At 65.4% G+C, this 15,829-nt stretch carries 15 protein-coding genes; 12 read left to right on the plus strand and 3 right to left on the minus strand.

Annotated elements, in window-relative coordinates:
• The first annotated feature begins 27 nt into the window (after window positions 1–27).
• Genes M2351_RS15885 through M2351_RS15895 form a run of 3 tightly spaced genes read left to right on the plus strand, consistent with a single transcriptional unit; the run spans window position 28 to window position 3,780 of the window.
• Window positions 28–1,266, plus strand: coding sequence for a glycosyltransferase family 4 protein (locus M2351_RS15885; RefSeq protein WP_264657090.1), 1,239 nt, complete (start codon window positions 28–30; stop codon window positions 1,264–1,266).
• A complete protein-coding gene (locus M2351_RS15890) occupies window positions 1,263–2,420 on the plus strand; it encodes a glycosyltransferase family 4 protein (RefSeq protein WP_264657091.1) in 1,158 nt (385 codons plus the stop codon). Before M2351_RS15885 ends, M2351_RS15890 begins: the two co-directional genes overlap by 4 nt.
• A 16-nt stretch (window positions 2,421–2,436) precedes the next feature.
• Window positions 2,437–3,780: an O-antigen ligase family protein gene (locus M2351_RS15895; protein ID WP_264657092.1), complete on the plus strand. Its 1,344-nt coding sequence runs from the start codon at window positions 2,437–2,439 to the stop codon at window positions 3,778–3,780.
• Here the strand turns inward: M2351_RS15895 and M2351_RS15900 are convergent.
• On the minus strand, window positions 3,762–4,982 hold the full coding sequence (locus M2351_RS15900) for a glycosyltransferase family 4 protein (protein ID WP_264657093.1): 1,221 nt from the start codon (window positions 4,980–4,982) through the stop codon (window positions 3,762–3,764). The two genes, M2351_RS15895 and M2351_RS15900, sit on opposite strands and share 19 nt — an antisense overlap.
• Window positions 4,983–5,713: 731 nt before the next feature.
• Here M2351_RS15900 and M2351_RS15905 point away from each other — a divergent pair.
• From M2351_RS15905 to M2351_RS15920, 4 genes are all read left to right on the plus strand, one after another.
• The gene (locus M2351_RS15905) at window positions 5,714–5,983 is read left to right on the plus strand and encodes a hypothetical protein (RefSeq protein WP_264657094.1); all 270 of its coding nucleotides are present in this window, start codon (window positions 5,714–5,716) and stop codon (window positions 5,981–5,983) included.
• Window positions 5,984–6,030: 47 nt separating this feature from the next.
• Window positions 6,031–7,131: a hypothetical protein gene (locus tag M2351_RS15910; RefSeq protein ID WP_264657095.1), complete on the plus strand. Its 1,101-nt coding sequence runs from the start codon at window positions 6,031–6,033 to the stop codon at window positions 7,129–7,131.
• On the plus strand, window positions 7,128–8,114 hold the full coding sequence (locus tag M2351_RS15915; RefSeq protein ID WP_264657096.1) for a nucleotidyltransferase family protein: 987 nt from the start codon (window positions 7,128–7,130) through the stop codon (window positions 8,112–8,114). Before M2351_RS15910 ends, M2351_RS15915 begins: the two co-directional genes overlap by 4 nt.
• 187 nt (window positions 8,115–8,301) lie before the next feature.
• On the plus strand, window positions 8,302–9,501 hold the full coding sequence (locus tag M2351_RS15920) for an IS256 family transposase (RefSeq protein ID WP_264654291.1): 1,200 nt from the start codon (window positions 8,302–8,304) through the stop codon (window positions 9,499–9,501).
• Between the two features lie 93 nt (window positions 9,502–9,594).
• On the opposite strand, the gene M2351_RS15925 is transcribed toward M2351_RS15920, so the two are convergent.
• Window positions 9,595–10,008 (minus strand): hypothetical protein, encoded by a 414-nt coding sequence (locus tag M2351_RS15925; RefSeq protein ID WP_264657097.1) that lies wholly within the window; start codon window positions 10,006–10,008, stop codon window positions 9,595–9,597.
• 960 nt (window positions 10,009–10,968) lie between these two features.
• On the opposite strand from M2351_RS15925, the gene M2351_RS15930 reads away from it, so the two are divergent.
• On the plus strand, window positions 10,969–11,727 hold the full coding sequence (locus tag M2351_RS15930; protein ID WP_264657098.1) for a LuxR C-terminal-related transcriptional regulator: 759 nt from the start codon (window positions 10,969–10,971) through the stop codon (window positions 11,725–11,727).
• A gap of 75 nt (window positions 11,728–11,802) precedes the next feature.
• Here the strand turns inward: M2351_RS15930 and M2351_RS15935 are convergent, their stop codons facing one another.
• Window positions 11,803–12,189, minus strand: a complete 387-nt coding sequence (locus M2351_RS15935) for a DNA-binding response regulator (protein WP_264657099.1) — start codon at window positions 12,187–12,189, stop codon at window positions 11,803–11,805.
• A 484-nt stretch (window positions 12,190–12,673) separates the two neighbouring features.
• Between M2351_RS15935 and M2351_RS15940 the strand changes: the two genes are divergently transcribed.
• From M2351_RS15940 to M2351_RS15955, 4 genes are all read left to right on the plus strand, one after another.
• The gene (locus tag M2351_RS15940; RefSeq protein WP_264657100.1) at window positions 12,674–13,036 is read left to right on the plus strand and encodes a cytochrome c; all 363 of its coding nucleotides are present in this window, start codon (window positions 12,674–12,676) and stop codon (window positions 13,034–13,036) included.
• Window positions 13,033–13,359, plus strand: a complete 327-nt coding sequence (locus tag M2351_RS15945; protein ID WP_264657101.1) for a c-type cytochrome — start codon at window positions 13,033–13,035, stop codon at window positions 13,357–13,359. The genes M2351_RS15940 and M2351_RS15945 overlap by 4 nt, the downstream gene beginning before the upstream one ends.
• Window positions 13,360–13,436: 77 nt before the next feature.
• A complete protein-coding gene (locus M2351_RS15950; protein WP_264657102.1) occupies window positions 13,437–14,435 on the plus strand; it encodes a zinc-dependent alcohol dehydrogenase family protein in 999 nt (332 codons plus the stop codon).
• Between the two features lie 321 nt (window positions 14,436–14,756).
• On the plus strand, window positions 14,757–15,818 hold the full coding sequence (locus tag M2351_RS15955) for an SEL1-like repeat protein (RefSeq protein WP_264657103.1): 1,062 nt from the start codon (window positions 14,757–14,759) through the stop codon (window positions 15,816–15,818).
• Window positions 15,819–15,829: the final 11 nt, after the last annotated feature.

Raw genomic sequence — 15,829 nt, forward strand, 5'->3', positions numbered from 1 at the left:
ACAATACGCCCGGCGGAAGGGGAAACCATGCACCCAGAGATCACCGACGCAGCGCGCAACGTCGGCCCCACCACGGCCGTCCCGGCCAAGGTCGCGATCGTCTACCGGATCGTCCCTCACTACCGCGTCGCCTTCTACAAAGGGCTGAGCGCCTTCCTGGCGCGACGCGGGGTGGAGTTGACCCTGTTCGGTGGGCAGCCCCTGCCCGAGGAGGCGTTCGAGGACTGCGGCGGGCACATCGACTGCCACGTCGTCGCGCCCAACCGGTACGTCCACAAGCAGATTTATTACCAGCCTCTGTTCAACAGGCTGAAGGACTTCGATCTTGTGGTGATCGAACAGGCGAATTCGGCCCTGTTGAATTACCCTCTGTTCCTGCGCCGGATGCTGGGCATCGGGCCTCGCCTGGCCTTCTGGGGGCACGGCGACGACCTGCAGCAGCAGGCGCCCGCCCGCCTGCGCCGCGCGATGAAGCGCTTCCTGTCCTGCCGCGTGGACCACTGGTTCGCCTACACGGACTCCGTGAAGTCGATCGTGCGGGGCATGGGCTTTCCGGACTCCCGCATCACCGTCGTGCAGAACGCCATCGACGTGTCGACGACCCTGGCCCTTGCGGAGGAACTCACACCGGCCGGCCGCGGTGCCATACGCGAACGGCTTGGGCTGCCCGACGCACCGACCGCCGTGTTCTGCGCGCGCCTGACGGAAGGCAAGGGACTGCCCTTCCTGATCGCCGCGTGCGAGCGCGCCCGCGCGCGCATCCCCAACCTGCATCTTCTCGTGGTCGGCGAAGGGCCTCTCGGCCCCTGGCTGGACCGGCAGGCTAGGGACAAGCCCTGGATCCGCCCGCTCGGTGCGCGTTACGGGCGCGAGAAGGCGGAGATACTCAGCACGGCCGAGGTGTTTCTGCTGCCGTCCTTCGTCGGGCTGTCGATCCTCGATGCCTTCGCCGCCGGGTTGCCCGTCCTCACCGCCGACTTCCGGAACCACAGCCCGGAGGTGGACTACCTCCAGGACCGGGTGAACGGGCTGTTCGTCATGGGCCAGCCGGACCCGAACACCTACGGGGCCGCGATCTCCGGCGTCCTCACCGACGACGCGTTGCGCGGACAGCTCCGTGAAGGCGCCTTCCAGACGGCCCGGCACCGAACAGTGGACGCCATGGTGAGCAACTTCGGAAGCGGCATCCTCCAGGCCCTGGACGCGGCCGGCCGGCTCAGGCACCGCGCCGAAGAGCCGGCCGCATCGACATGGTCCGTGCCATGAGCCCGTTCCGCCAGTCGGGCGCGGGCCAGTCGGGCGCGGAGGCCGATGCCGCGCCGCGCCTGACGGTCCTGTCCTGGCCTTACCGCCGGCGGGGCGTCACCAATCCCTACACCCGTCGCCTGGGGGAGGCGCTGTCGGACCAGGGGCTGTGCGTTCGCGAGTTTTCCGCCTGGGCTCTCCTGACGGGCCGTGTGGACGTGTGGCACATGCATTGGCCGGAGGGCACGCTGCGCAGCCCGAGCCGCTTGCTCGGCCTGCTGCGCCTGACCCAGTTCATGCTGCTTGTGGCCGTCGCCCGGCTCCGGAACGTGGCCTGCGTTTGGACGATGCACAACCTGGAGAGCCACGAGCGCGCGCACCGGGATCTGGAACGTCGGCTGTGGAGATTCCTGATCCCACGGCTCGACGGGATCATGCTGCTGTCGCGGGCGTCGCGCGACCTTCTGCTTGAGCGCCATCCCGCGGCGCGGGAGGTGCCCTGCCACGTCATCCCGCACGGCCATTACCGCGGCAGCTACCCGGACACCGAGACCCGTTTGTCCGCGCGCGCGACCTACGGCTGGACGTCGGGCGAGCGGATCGTCGCCTTCGTCGGGCGCGTGCGCGCCTACAAGAACGTGGACGCACTGATCACGGCCTTCCGGGCCATGCCCGACCCCGATCTGCGCTTGGTGGTTGCCGGCGACGCCGACGATCCGGACGTGGGCCGGCGCCTGCGGCAGGCCGCGGCCGACGACGCGCGCGTTCGCCTCGACCTCGGCTTCGTGCCGGATGACGCGATCCAGCGTCCGCTCAGGGCTGCCGATCTTGCGGTCCTGCCGTACCGCGACGTCCTTAATTCCGGCTCCGCCATCCTGGCGCTATCCTTCGATTGTCCCGTGCTGGTGCCGGAGCGCGGCGCCATGGGCGAATTGCGCGAGCGCGTCGGCGCACCGTGGGTGCAATGCTACACCGGCGCGCTGACGCCTGAGACGCTGCGCGATGCGCTCGATCAAGCCGCCCGCCGGCCGGAAGGTGCGCCGGATCTCTCCGCGTTCGAGTGGTCGGCCATCGGCCGGCAGCTCGCGTCCTTCTACCGGGCCATCCATCGCCGGAACGACGCCGCGCGGCGGGAGTCGCGCGCGCGGCCGATCGAGCCGAACCACGAACTCTGATCAGGGAGCCCCGCGCTTGGCGTTGTCTGACTGGAATTCCGCCGTTTCCGGCGATGATCCGCGGTACGGCACCGCAACGGCCAGCGGAATCGACCGCCGCGCATCGTCCCGCAGCCGCGATGATCTGGCCATGGCGTGGGGGCAGGTCGTCCTCGCGGCGAGCCTTGCCTACCTGATCCTTCAGCACAGCCCGTTGAGCGGCGACGGGGGCGAGTTCGCAACGGAAAGCTCCGGCAACGGCACCCGCCAGCTGGTGTGGATGGCCCTGTTCGCCGCCTCGGTTCCGTTGGCGTGGCTGGCGCGCGAGCGGCTGCGGTCGGCGCTGCTGCGGCTCTGGCCGTTGTGGCTGGCGCTCGCCTGGTGCTGGACGAGCGTGGCGTGGTCGGCGGCACCGTCCGTCAGCGTCAAGCGGCTGGTGCTGGCGACGATCATCGTGCTCGTCTGCGTGATCGCGGTGAGCGCGGTCGGCCGGCTGAGCGTCGTCTGGAGGACCATCGCGCTGACGCTTGCGGGGATCGTCGCGATCGACATCGCCGTCGCGCTGCTCGTGCCCTCCCTGGGGCGGGCGCCGGACGGCAGTTTCGTCGGCATGCACACCACCAAGAACACCGCGGGTGCCTTCGCGTCCATCACGATCCTGATCTGGTCCTGCTGGATGATGACGGCCGCAGGGGCGCGATGGTGGCGGGCGTCGATCATCGTCTGCCTGTGCGCCCTGGTCTTCCTGGCCGCGACCGGCAGCAAGACGTCGCTGGGGGCCGTGGGGCTGAGCGGAGCCATCGCCTTTTTCCTCGGCTATTCCCTGCGGGCCGGTCCGCTGTTCGGCGCGCTCGCCGCCAACCTGATGCTGGCCGGCGGTGCGGTCGTGGCGCTTGTCGTCGCGCTGCTCTCTCCCCGGAGGGTGCTGCTCGCGCTGTTCGGAGACGCGACGCTGACCGGGCGGACCGAACTCTGGGCGTTCCTGTGGCAGTTCATCGACCGCCGGTTCTTCACCGGGATCGGCTATCAGGCGCTGTGGATGACCGGTTCCATCGGGCTGCTGGAGCGCTGGCAGCCGACCTTCCTGAATTGGGCGATCCAACAGGCGCACAACGGCTATCTGGACGTGCTGCTGACCGTCGGCGCCGTCGGGCTGGCGCTGGGCATCCTCGTGCTGCTGTCGGCGCTTTTCATGAGCCTGGCGATGGAGCGCCGAAGCGACGCCCACGGCTACGGCATCCTTGGGGCCGCCCTCGTCATCTTCGCGATGTTCCACAACATGACGGAAAGCTCGCTGCTGCGGCCGGACCACATGGTCTGGGGCATGACGGTTCTGGCGCTGGCCTGCGCCGCGCTGCCGCGCTACGACGCGTCCCGGTAGGCCGCGCGCGCCACTTCCACCTTGGCGGGCCAGCTCAGGTTTGACGCAACGGCGATGGCCCCCTGGCGCAGCCGATTGAGCCGCGCGCGATCGCGGTCGAGCGATGCGACCGCATCGGCCATGGCGGACACCGTCGCTTCGGGGTCGGTGACCGGAACGCGAATGCCGCAATCGTCGCTCACCAGCGTCGCGGCGCCGTGCATGTCCAGGCAGACGACCGCACAGCCCCGGCCGACCGCTTCGAACAGCTGCATGCCCAGCGATTCACGCAGACTCGTGAACAGCATGACGTCGTGGTCGTCGTAGCTGGCGCGCACCTCGTCCCATGGCAGGCGCCCTTTGTAAACGACTGTCCGCTCCAGGTCGCGCCGGCGGATCTCCGCTTCCAGCCATGACCGGTCGGGGCCGTCGCCGATCACCGTCAGGGTGGCGTCGATCCGGTCCCGCAGATTTTGCATCACGTCGAGGGCAAGCCCCATGCCCTTCCGCTTGATGAGGGAGCCGACCCAGATGAGCTTGAGTGGGCCGTTCCCTTGAACCGGCAGATCCTCATGGGTGCGCAGCCAGCCGTCCGGCACGGCGCTGTCCCACAGGAAGCGGACCTTGCTCGCCCCCATCGAGGTCACCAGCGCCTCGGTCTCACGGTTGGTCACGAACACCGTACGGGCGTTCGAAATCGTCCGACCGGCGCCGAACGCGATCGCGGACATATGGTGGACGATGAAGGAGCGCAGTTTCTCGTTGCGCCATTGCGGCCCGAAATAGCGTCGGAACCCGTCCGGGGCCGTTTGCCCCCCGCCGACCGGACCATAGAAGAAAGGCTTGCCCAGCTGCCACAGTTTGGACCCCAGCTGCAGGCTCCCCCAGCTGACATGGTGGACGGCGTCGAAGTCGATGTCGCGGTCAAGGCTCCGCGCAACGGACAGGATACGGCTCTGCCAGTCCAGATAGACGGGATAGCAGGTGCCGAAGACGCTCCGGGACAAGCGGTCGGGAACCTTGAGCTTCGGCACGTAGACCGGCCGGAAGTTCGGAATGGGATTGCGCGCCAAGTAATCGTCGATGACCGCCTGATTTCCGGCCTGCGTGATCACCCACACCTCTTCCCCGAGCTTCGCGAGATGCGTGCTCCAGTTCCAGCCGATGCCGGCCTCCGATCCCCGTCCGGGGGCGCAGTCATATGCGGACACCAGGATTTTCATGGCAGGACACGGTGTTCGTTGAGCGGATGAACCTGAAGAGAGTCAATATATGAAAGGCGCCATCGCCGCCGGAACGACGTATCTGATTGAACAGCCTTCGCTTCCGTGCAAAACATGTTGCGCTTTTCCTGACAAGGTGTTGTTGATATTCGGCGCAATCGTCGGCGGTATTTTCGAGTTGCAGGAAACAGCATCTTTTCGATCTGCGCAACACGTCATTCGATGGACTTGCCGAAAGCCGTCAATCCTTCAAAATAATTAGGCAATAATGATGTCGACGGCCCCTTTCCGTATTTATGCCCACCCCAAGCATATGAAAGGGCACGGCGGGCCTCGTTCAATGTCATCGGCCATAGCCTTGCGGAGCACGCGGGCGCGGAACGCCGCGTCAGGTTGATGATGCCGTACCGCAGGACTCCAGTCTTTGGTCCGCATCGTCATCGCGACGCCGAAAGCGGGAGAGGCAAGTCTCCGTCAGGACTGCAGTCCGAAATTCAACCGCGGCACATAGGAATATCAGCATCAGCGAGACGGGCCAGCGCCGGCCGAGGCGCGGGAGTGCCGCCGTATCTTTCGGAGCGTCCGGCAAGGACGAGGTCATGCGGGTGAAGCTGAAGGGTTAGCCTCAACATGGAGGGCACCATCAATTCGAACTTGCCTCGGATCCGCACCAACTATCCAATAGTGCGCACCTAAGGATCCTGCAGTCAGAGAAACCTTGGAGAATGCGAATGGAAACGCGCAAAACCGACGTGAACCACGATGCCACGCCCCCCGCCGGCGATGACTTGGAACGGCGGAAATTTCTGGCGACATGCGGAAAATTTGCCGTGGTGACATCGCCCGCCGTTACGACGCTTCTGTCCACGTCGCTGACATCGAACGCCATCGCCAAATCCCATGGCGGACGAGGAGCGAAGGGCAACAATGGCTATGGCAACGGTGGCGGCGACGGAATTCCGGGACATTCCGGAAAACACCATTACGACAACGATCGCTGAATCCGCGGCAGGCAACCATTCAGCGCGGCGAACGGGCGACGAACGGAATGCCAGCGGTGCACCATGAGCGATACCGCCCGGTGACAGGCACGTCCTTCGCCGTCATCGGTCGGCGCGCCGTGCTTTTCCATGAAGCGCGGCAGCTGCTGTTCGAATTGAACGACAGGGCAGCGTTTGCGTGGTGCCGGATTGCTGACGGAGCCACGGTCAACTCTGTCGTCGCCGCCATCATCGACCGTGGACTCCCCTTTCCGACCGCGCGACGCCAGGTCGAAGAGGACTTGTCCGGGTGGATCGACCAGGGATTGCTTGTTGCCGCCACAGACGTTCGGCAGCAGCGGGTGCTGGTCGGCAACCGCTGCGTCGAGATTTGCTACGGCACCGACACGCTGGCCGACATCGCGGAACCGGAGTTCCGGAACTTGGACGCGGCGAACCGCGCCCCGGACCGGCGGTTCGACGTGGTTGAACAGTCAGGAGGCTTTCTTCTGCAAGCCGACGGAGAGGACGCCGTTACCGGCCATCGCGACGAGTTGGTCCCGGCACTCAGGGCCGCGCTGATGGTGGATGCGTTGCGCTCCGCGCGCTATGAGGTCGCGCTGCATGCGGCCTGCATGATCTCCGGCCCGAACGCCGTGCTGATCAGCGGCAGCCCGGGGACGGGGAAGTCCACCCTCGCCGTTGCCCTCGCGCACGCGGGTTTCGGCTATGGCGGCGACGATGTTGCGCTCCTCCACGCCGACGGACGCGTGACGGGACTTCCCTTCGCGCCGGCTCTCAAACGTGGATCGTGGCCCCTTTTGGCGCCGTACTGGCCCGAAATCGGCGACGCACCGGTCCACGTCCGGCCGCACGACCGGCAGGACGTGCGCTATCTCCCGAACATCCCCATCACCGAGCCGGGGCCGCGTGAGGTGCGCTTGTTCGTAAGCCTCCACCGGCAGGAAAGTCCCTCGCCCACCTTGGAACCGCTGGACCCGATCGACACGCTGCGCGAACTCATCGGCGGCGCGTTCTCGCAGGACGAACGCCTGAGCACGGGCGCGTTCCGAGCGATCCACAGAGCGCTCGCGTCGGCGGAATGCGTCCGCCTGACCTATTCCGATCTGGACGCCGCCGTGGACGTGCTCCGCGGGGCGTGCCGATGATGGCCCAATCGCCGTTCGAAGCGCTGGTCGCATGCCTTCAGGGGCGAGCGCCCGCCGAAGCGGACTGGCTCGGCATCGTCGAGGCCGCCAACCATTATCTTGTGACGCCGGCGCTGTTCCACTCCCTGCCACGGTGGGAGGGTGCGCCCGTGCCCAGGGATGTTCTGGACTATCTCGGCTTCATTCATGGCCGGAACCGCGAACGGAACATGCGGCTGCGCGCGCAGGCCGCCGAAGCCATCGAAGCGCTGAACCGTTGCGGCGTTCGCCCACTCCTCCTCAAGGGTGCCTGTGTCCTCCTGACCGCGCCCGACGACACCATGGGCGCGCGCGTTCTGACCGACCTGGACATCGCCGTGCCGCGGGAGCGGATGCCGGTTGCCTCGGCGTGCCTCGCGCGCCTAGGGTATGAGGCGCTTCCCGACGCTGTGGGCGAGCACGCCCTGGCGGCGTTCGCACGGCCCTGCGACGCCGGGGCGATCGACCTGCACTTCCGGCCGCCGGGTCCGGAAGCCTTTCATCATCCCGAACGATTGGCCGAAAGCGCCACCGCGATCTGCGTCGGGAACGGACTGGCCATGTTGCCCTCGCCCACCTTCCGGGCGCTTCATCTGGTCGTGCACGACATGCTGCACGACCAGCAGACCGTGACGGGGGCCATCGACCTTCGTCACCTTTGCGACCTTGACGCGCTGGCCAGGATGCCGGACGGCATCGACTGGAAGGAGTTGGCCGCACTCATGCCCGAAGTGGCGGGGCGAACGGCGCTGCAAACCCAGCTGCTGGCTTTGCGCCGGCTTTTCGGGACGACCACGCCGCTCACCCCATGGTGCCGCATCCGTCCCTTCCTCCAACACTGGAGACGGATGCAGCAGGCCTGCCACCCGGCGCGAATCGAGATGATGCGCACGGCCTATCGAACCCTCTACAAACGGCCAAGATCCCTTCTCCGGACCGTCGTCCCGGGGCGCATCGAGGGCTGATGCGGCCATCCCTGCTGGAAGCGGGCCGATCGCGTCCCACCGCGTGGTGTCTGAGGCGTGAGGCTGGCCCGCCGGAGCGCTCCCCCATAGCTGGCGCAGGCGGGCCGGCCGTTCGGGAGCGGCGGTCACCGTGTTCTTCGGCTAAGTTGAGGTTGCTTAACGACCATCAACCAAGACGGAGACCACGATGACCGAGGACAGGATCGCTCTTCAGGAGCTGATTGGGAAGAGCGCCGATGCCGACTTTCTGCGCGAGATGGTCGGCTTCGCCGCCCAGCGCCTGATGGAGCTGGAGGTGGAGAGCCTGTGCGGCGCCGGGTATGGCGAACGCAGCGAGGACCGCCAGACCAAGCGCAACGGCTACCGGGAGCGGACCTGGGAGACGCGCGCCGGGGCCATCGACCTGCGCATCCCCAAGCTGCGGCGCGGCTCCTACTTCCCGGCCTTCCTGGAGCCGCGCCGCACCGCGGAGAAGGCGCTAATCGCGGTGATTCAGGAGGCCTACGTGCAGGGCATCTCGACGCGCAACGTCGATGATCTGGTCAAGGCGATGGGCATGACCGGCATCTCCAAGAGCCAGGTCAGCCGCCTGTGCCAGGACATCGACGAGCGCGTGCAGGCGTTCCTGAACCGGCCGCTGGAAGGCGACTGGCCCTTTGTGTGGCTGGATGCGACCTACGTGAAAGTGCGCCAGGACGGCCGCATCGTCTCGCTCGCCGCCATACTGGCCATCGGCGTCAACAGCGATGGCCGGCGCGAGGTGCTGGGGCTCGGCCTCGGGCTGTCGGAAGCCGAGACCTTCTGGACCGATTTCCTGCGCACCCTCACCCGCCGGGGCCTACGCGGCGTAAAGCTGGTGATCGCCGATGCGCATCTCGGGCTGAAGGCCGCCGCTTCCAAGGTGCTGGGCGCCACACTTCAACGCTGTCGTGTTCATTGCATGAGGAATCTCCTCGCCTGCGTCGGCAAGGCGCACCAGACGATGGTCGCGGCCACCATTCGCACCGCCTTTGCCCAGGAGACCGCTGAGGCGGCGCATGAGCAGTGGCGCCGGGTGGCCGACAGCCTGCGGCCGCGCTTTTCCAAGCTGGCGGCGCTGATGGACGAGGCGGAGTTCGACGTGCTGGCCTACATGAAGTACCCCAAGGACCTGCGCACCAAATTGCACAGCACGAATCCTCTGGAGCGGCTGAATGGCGAGATCAAGCGGCGCACCAACGTCGTCGGCATCTTCCCTGGCGAAGGGGCGGTTGTGCGCCTCGTCGGCGCCTTGCTGCTGGAGCAGCATGATGAATGGGCGGTGGCCCGGCGCTACATGACCATGGAAAGCCTGGCCGAGCTGTGCCACCCTCACACCCCTGATCCGCTGTCCATCGCAGCGGAGTAGACCGGCGGCCTCAACCCGCCGAAGAGCACAGAGGCCCCCTCAGACACCACGCCTCGGGGCACGATCAGCGGGCCCTGTTGGAAGTGGTCTGGGTCAGGCCAGCGTCCCCCCGGCGTGGACCGTCCGGATCGCCCAGGCGATGGTCTTCAAATCATGATCGTGCGTGATGATTCCCCGGACGTTGGCGCACACGGAGCCCAACCCGGCGGCGGACGCACGGCGTTCCGACAGGACGAGGATCGACAGGTCGGGACGCATGTCGAGAATGCCGGCGATCAGAGCCATCGCTCTCGGGTCGGCCTGCATGGCGCCCTCCATCCGCGCGATGACCACGTCGCACCCTTTGGCGGCATCGATATTGCCGGTGTCGTGCGGCAAGGGAATTACAAGAATATCCTCGGCCTCTGAAGCCAAGGCCCTGGTTAAACTTTCGCGAAACAAGGTTCTCTGGTCGATGAGAATGACCGAGATTCGGGGGTTTTCAAGGCCGCTCGTTTGTTGATCCATAGCTGGCTGCCAGAGTGCCCGCCTGAACGGGGGATGGGTTGCGCATGGACATATTTTTTATGGCCGGCGCACCATCGCGATATTGCCAATTGGGATAAGCAGCGCGGCGAATCGCTCTTTCTCCTTTATCAAATCGGCTGAATCGGCCATCCACCCTCTGGCTGTGTGGAGGGCGTGGTGCCCAGCCGGGCCTGCACCTGGAACGCTTGAAAACCAAGGGCAGGCGGATGGCCGATGCCGTCCGCGGTGCGGTCGCGAGCGCCTGGTGCGCACCATTACCTTTGGTTATGGGGGTATGGCTTACGCGATTGTCTTTCAAAACGGAAACACAGTTACAACAATGCATCATTTCCAAAATAGGTGGTAGAGATCTGATATTTACATGCAGCGATATGCGCTTGTTTGCTGTTGACGGATACGGAAACGTGCGGTGCTATATCTACCGTATAAAGTCGGCATGGCCAGGAACGATCACCAGCGTGTGAATGCTCAGCGTTTTTGGAGTGATAAAGTAAAACGAATCGATGCCTTCCCCTTAACCACCCATCGCGAGATCAGAGGCTATATATCCATTGGGAGTGCATTCAAAGAATCCGTTCAATTTAAGTGATGCGATTGTATTGCAAGCACCCGAAAGAGTTGCTGGCGCGGAATTGTCATCGGAAGGGGTGAGCCGGGGGCGCCTTGTGACCGGAACAAGGCGTGGTGGAAGAAGAAAGCCCGTTTGGGGAACTGGGCGCGGATTGACTTTCTATGCCGCGCCGCCGCATGCGTGCTTGTCCTTGCTTCCAACCTCCCGGCGACGTTTGGGGGATCAACCGCGCACGACACATGAACGCGGGAAGCACGTATGGAGGACGGTTTATGTGTTCACAACAATGCTCTATGCCAGTTCCGGAGGCCTTCGACCCGCAATTCCTCAGGTCGCAGGTCTCCGCAGAACGAAAGGCGGGCGCGACCGTGGATGCGGACAAGGTTGTGCAGAGCATGACGAAACCCCGCAGTACCAAGAACATCACCGTTCTATTGCTCGACGACATGCTGCTCACACGGGAGTGCCTGTCGATGAGCATCAATCTCTGCGATCGTGGTGTGCATGTGCTGACCGCCGCCTCCGCGGCGGACGTGCAGCATCTGCTCCACGGCGAAACGGCACCCGATGTCGTCCTCTACAATTGCAGCGCGTTGGCCCCGCCCGAAACGGATTTCGCGGCCAGGCTCCGGGATGTCGTTGCATGCTTGGGAGATACGCCGCTGATCGTGCTGTCCGACCGGGAAGACGGGGATACCGTCCTTGAGGCTTTCCAACTCGGCGTCCGCGGCTACATATCCACAGCCGTCGGCCTTTCGGTTGCGCTGGAAGCCATTCGCCTCATCGCCGCCGGCGGAACCTTCGTGCCGCCGAGCTTCCTGCACCAGCTCATCCAGGACCAGGGCGCATTGCCGGGCCGCGCCGCCGAGGACAGCGCCCCTTCACCCGGGCCGAACGGGACGGCCGTCTTCCGCCAGGCTGCGGAAACGCCCTTGTATGGACTGACGCCCCGCCAGCTTTCCGTCCTGGAATGCCTGAAGGAAGGAAAGCCCAACAAGATCATCGCGCATGAACTCGGCATGCGCGAAAGCACGGTCAAGGTCCACGTGCGCAGCATCCTGAAGAAGCTGGGCGTGACGAACCGCACCGAAGCGGTCTACCGCACCATGCGCCAGCCGGACGCATGAATGGCCGGGACATGGCGTCGGGCGTCACGCCGCTCGCATGCGCCGCTCTGGCCTACGGACCACATCAAATCATGATCAGTTCATGTTCGGGAGGACGGTGGCGCCGCTGTGAATTTGCCGCAAGGCGCTGATGACGCTTCCGAGAGGAACGGAGCTGGCGATCATCCCGCCCAGGCCCATCGCCATGCCATTGCGAACCATGTTCGGGTTGACGGTGTCGGCGAGCACGGCCACGGGAGGATGAGAATCGTCCCGCAACAGCGCTTTCAGCAGCTGGTTGGTCGATCCCTTCGTCAGGCTTGCGCGGCCGATGCACACCAGGACGATATCGGCGTCGCGCTGGACCGTTTGCAAGTCCGCCAGGGCCTGTGCGCAGCGCCAATGCCTCATCACCACGTCGCCGGCCTGCGCATTCACCGCCGTCGCCAGGCTCTCCCCAAAAAGGGCACGGTCGTCGATCACGGCAACGGCGATTTCCGCGCGACCGCCCGGCTCGCCGCCGCCCCGCTCCGGAGCATACGGCGCAGTCCTGTTATGAACGCTGGCCGGGGGACCGGAACCAACCATAATGGCTTCCCGATTCCAACATCACGGAAATCGCCTGTGCGCTCCTCACGCAGCGGAGGCAGAACGGAAACCTATAGACTTTCGCTTCTTCGTAATAGGTGTCATTTTGGATTAAAGAGAGTTTACAATCATATTGGCCGCTTACGCGGAAAAATAGTGTTGCAATGAAATGATCGCCTAATCGTTCAGACCTCCACTTTCTTGGCGTTTTCACCTTCACAACGTACCACGGAGGAAGAGTGGACTTCGCCGCATCCATCGCTTTAGCATATCGTCGATCGATAAACGCTTGCCTATTCGGTGCCGGTGTGTTGGCAGCCGCGCCAAGTGATTGCCATCGCCCCTCCGCGGAAGCTCACAGCACGCAAAGGCCATGCCCATGGTCAAATCGCCGTGCCGATCTTTCATCGTCGGCCTGTTCCTCGCGTCGGTCGCCATGCCGTCGGCGCGCGCCGCGACCGATGGTCCGGGTGGTCCCGGCTACGGGCGTCAGCTGACCGAAGACATTTGCGGCGAGTGCCATCGCGTCTCCGCGATCCCGACCGCCAAGCGCCCGCCGATGCAGGAAGATCTCGCCGCGCCGGACCTGACGGAACGGATGCGCGATCCCAGCATGACCGAACTGGCTCTGCGCAGCTATCTGCAGATCTCCCACCCCGTAATGCCGAACATCCGGCTGAACCGGGACGAAACCGACGATATCGTGGCCTATCTCATGTCGCTGAAGGGAGGCGCGCGATGAAGGCGCAACCGGTCGCGGCCTTTCCGATCGTGCTGCTTGCCCTCTCGTCGACGGTTTACGCGGCGGACACGGAGAACGGCCGGCGCATCGCCGACCGCTGGTGCACGTCCTGCCACGTCGTGTCGGGCCGCGGATCGACCACCAACACTCCCGGCGGAACCGACGCGGTGCCAACGCTGGCCAGCATCGCACGGGATCCCGCCCGGGGACCGAACTGGCTGCGGCAGTGGTTGACCTCTCCACACCCGCCGATGCCGGACCTGAGCCTGTCCCGGGCGGAGATCGACGACGTGGTGGCTTACCTGCAGACCCTGTCCCGCTGAGGGGGCCGGCGGGTCGGCGGGTTCACGACCGCTTGGCCGCCGCTTGGCGACGTTCATACCTCCCAGCGAGGGGCACCATGAAGGCGATGATCCTGCCGCAGCCGCGCACGGTCCTGGTCCCGGCGGTGCTGCCCGATCCCGAGCCGGGGCCGGGCCAGATCCTGATCGGCGTTCATACCTGCGCTGTGTGCCGGACGGATTTGCACGTCATCGATGGTGAACTGCCGCATCCCAAGCTGCCGCTCGTTCCCGGACACGAGATCATCGGGACCGTGCTGGACACCGGGCCGGGCGTGGAGCGTTTTCGGACCGGTGACCGCGTGGGCGTTCCATGGCTCGGCTGGAGCTGCGGGGAATGCGTCTATTGCCGTTCCGGGCGCGAAAATCTCTGCGATCGGGCGCGCTACACCGGCTACCAAATCGACGGCGGGTATGCCGAGATGACCGTTGCCGACGCCCGCTACGCCTTTGCCATCGATCCATCCTACACGGACGCGGAGGCTGCGCCGCTGATGTGCGCCGGCTTGATCGGCTATCGGGCGCTCCGCATGGCCGACGGGGACGCGGTGACCAAGGCGGAACGCCTTGGACTCTACGGATTTGGAGCGGCCGCGCACATCATCATCCAGGTCGCCCGGCACCAGGGACGGCGGGTCTTCGCCTTCACCCGCACCGGCGACGACGCGGCCCAGGCACTGGCCCGGGAATTGGGAGCCGTGTGGGCCGGTGGGTCGGAAGAGGAGCCACCCGAACCATTGGACGCGGCCATCCTGTTCGCACCCGTCGGTGCGCTGGTGCCGATCGCGTTGCGCGCGGTCGTGAAGGGCGGTGTCGTCGTTTGCGCCGGCATTCACATGAGCGACATCCCATCCTTTCCCTACGAAATCCTGTGGGGCGAGCGGATGGTGCGCTCGGTCGCCAATCTCACCCGGCGCGATGGGGAGGAGTTTTTGGCGCTCGCGGCCCGCGTCCCCGTGCGCACACGAACCACGTCCTTTCCCCTCACCCAGGCGAACGAGGCGGTCGACGCGCTCCGGCGCGGCATCATCAGCGGTGCCGCGGTGCTGACCGTTTGACGGCTCCGCGCGCCGCGTCGGTGAGAAGACCGACATGTGCAAACCGACATGGGCGGGGCACACCCCGTCCATAGTGCGGAGTGCGGTCAGGAGATTTGATCGCAGGTATTAATCAAACAGGCCCGAATTGCTATGGCCCAACCACTAATCGCGATTCCCGCCAATCGATCGATGTATTAGAATTCCCAGTTGGAGATAAACATACAGAAATAAAATGGCTGCGCGGGGCCACGTAGCAGGGCATTCCGTCATAAGAATATCCGTGACGATGACGCCGATCCCACAGCCTCCAAGTATACAATATTCAGGGAGGTCATCGTCATGCGAACCGGGCACCTTCCGCGTTTGCCATATTCGCTGCTGACAAGCCACCGGATGCTGCTTGCGGTCACAACCGTGCTCGCCGTGTCGACGGGGCCGGGCGCCGCCGCGCAGAGCGACGAACCCAGCGACGAATGGAGAAACGTCCGCCCTTCCGCGCTGGATCCCCCAGGCAGCGGCCGGACGGTGCAGCCGGACGATCCATTCATGCTTCCCTATCTCGCCGCGGAAGCGATGCCTGGATTCGCCGGCCTGCCGACCCCGCTGGTCGTCGTCGTCAGTCCACCGACCAAAGCCGGCTCAACGGCGGTTTCCGAAACCTATGTTCAGATTTCCAGAATGCCGCCGAACGCCACACTGTCGCGTGGCCGCAATCTCGGCAACGGCACCTGGCGGGTGCCGCTCGACGAACTGCCCAATCTGGCGATCACCCTGGCCCCGGATCAGATCGGAACGACGCGGCTGAGCGTCACGGCAATCAGCGAGCACGGCGGTGGTCTGGTCGGTCAGCGTAGCGTCGACCTGGATGTGCAGATGCGCGCCTTGAAAGCCACAAACGCCGCGATCCCGCAACGCGACGTCGACGTCGCGAACCGGGTGACCCAGTCGGCAAGCTCGGCGACGACGGAAACGCTTGCGTTGCGCAGCGTCGACCCGCCGGTCCGCCCGGTGCCGGAAGCGCGGCCGACCGCGCAACCCACACCGCCGTCGGTGGTGGCCATGGCGGTGCCCAGCCTGCCGCCGCATCCGCCCGTCAGCACGACGGTGCCTGCGGATGCGCAACGCTTGCTCAAGCGCGGCCAGGAACTGTTCGCACAAGGCGATTTGGCGGGGGCGCGGCTCTTCTTCCGGCGGGCGGCGGCCGGCGGCAGCGCAGAAGCGACCCTGGCTCTCGGCAAGACCTACGATCCCCTCGTGCTCGAACGGATGCATGTGCGCGGCCTGTCGCCCGACCCCGAGCAGGCCGTTCGTCTCTATGGGGAGGCGGTGGCGAAAGGCGTCGGCGACGCCGACGGCCCACTGAAGGAACTGACCGGCTGGTTTGCCACCCATCGCAAATAGTCGCCTGCGAG

The organism is Azospirillum canadense (assembly GCF_025961225.1).
Taxonomy (GTDB): Bacteria; Pseudomonadota; Alphaproteobacteria; order Azospirillales; family Azospirillaceae; genus Azospirillum; species Azospirillum canadense.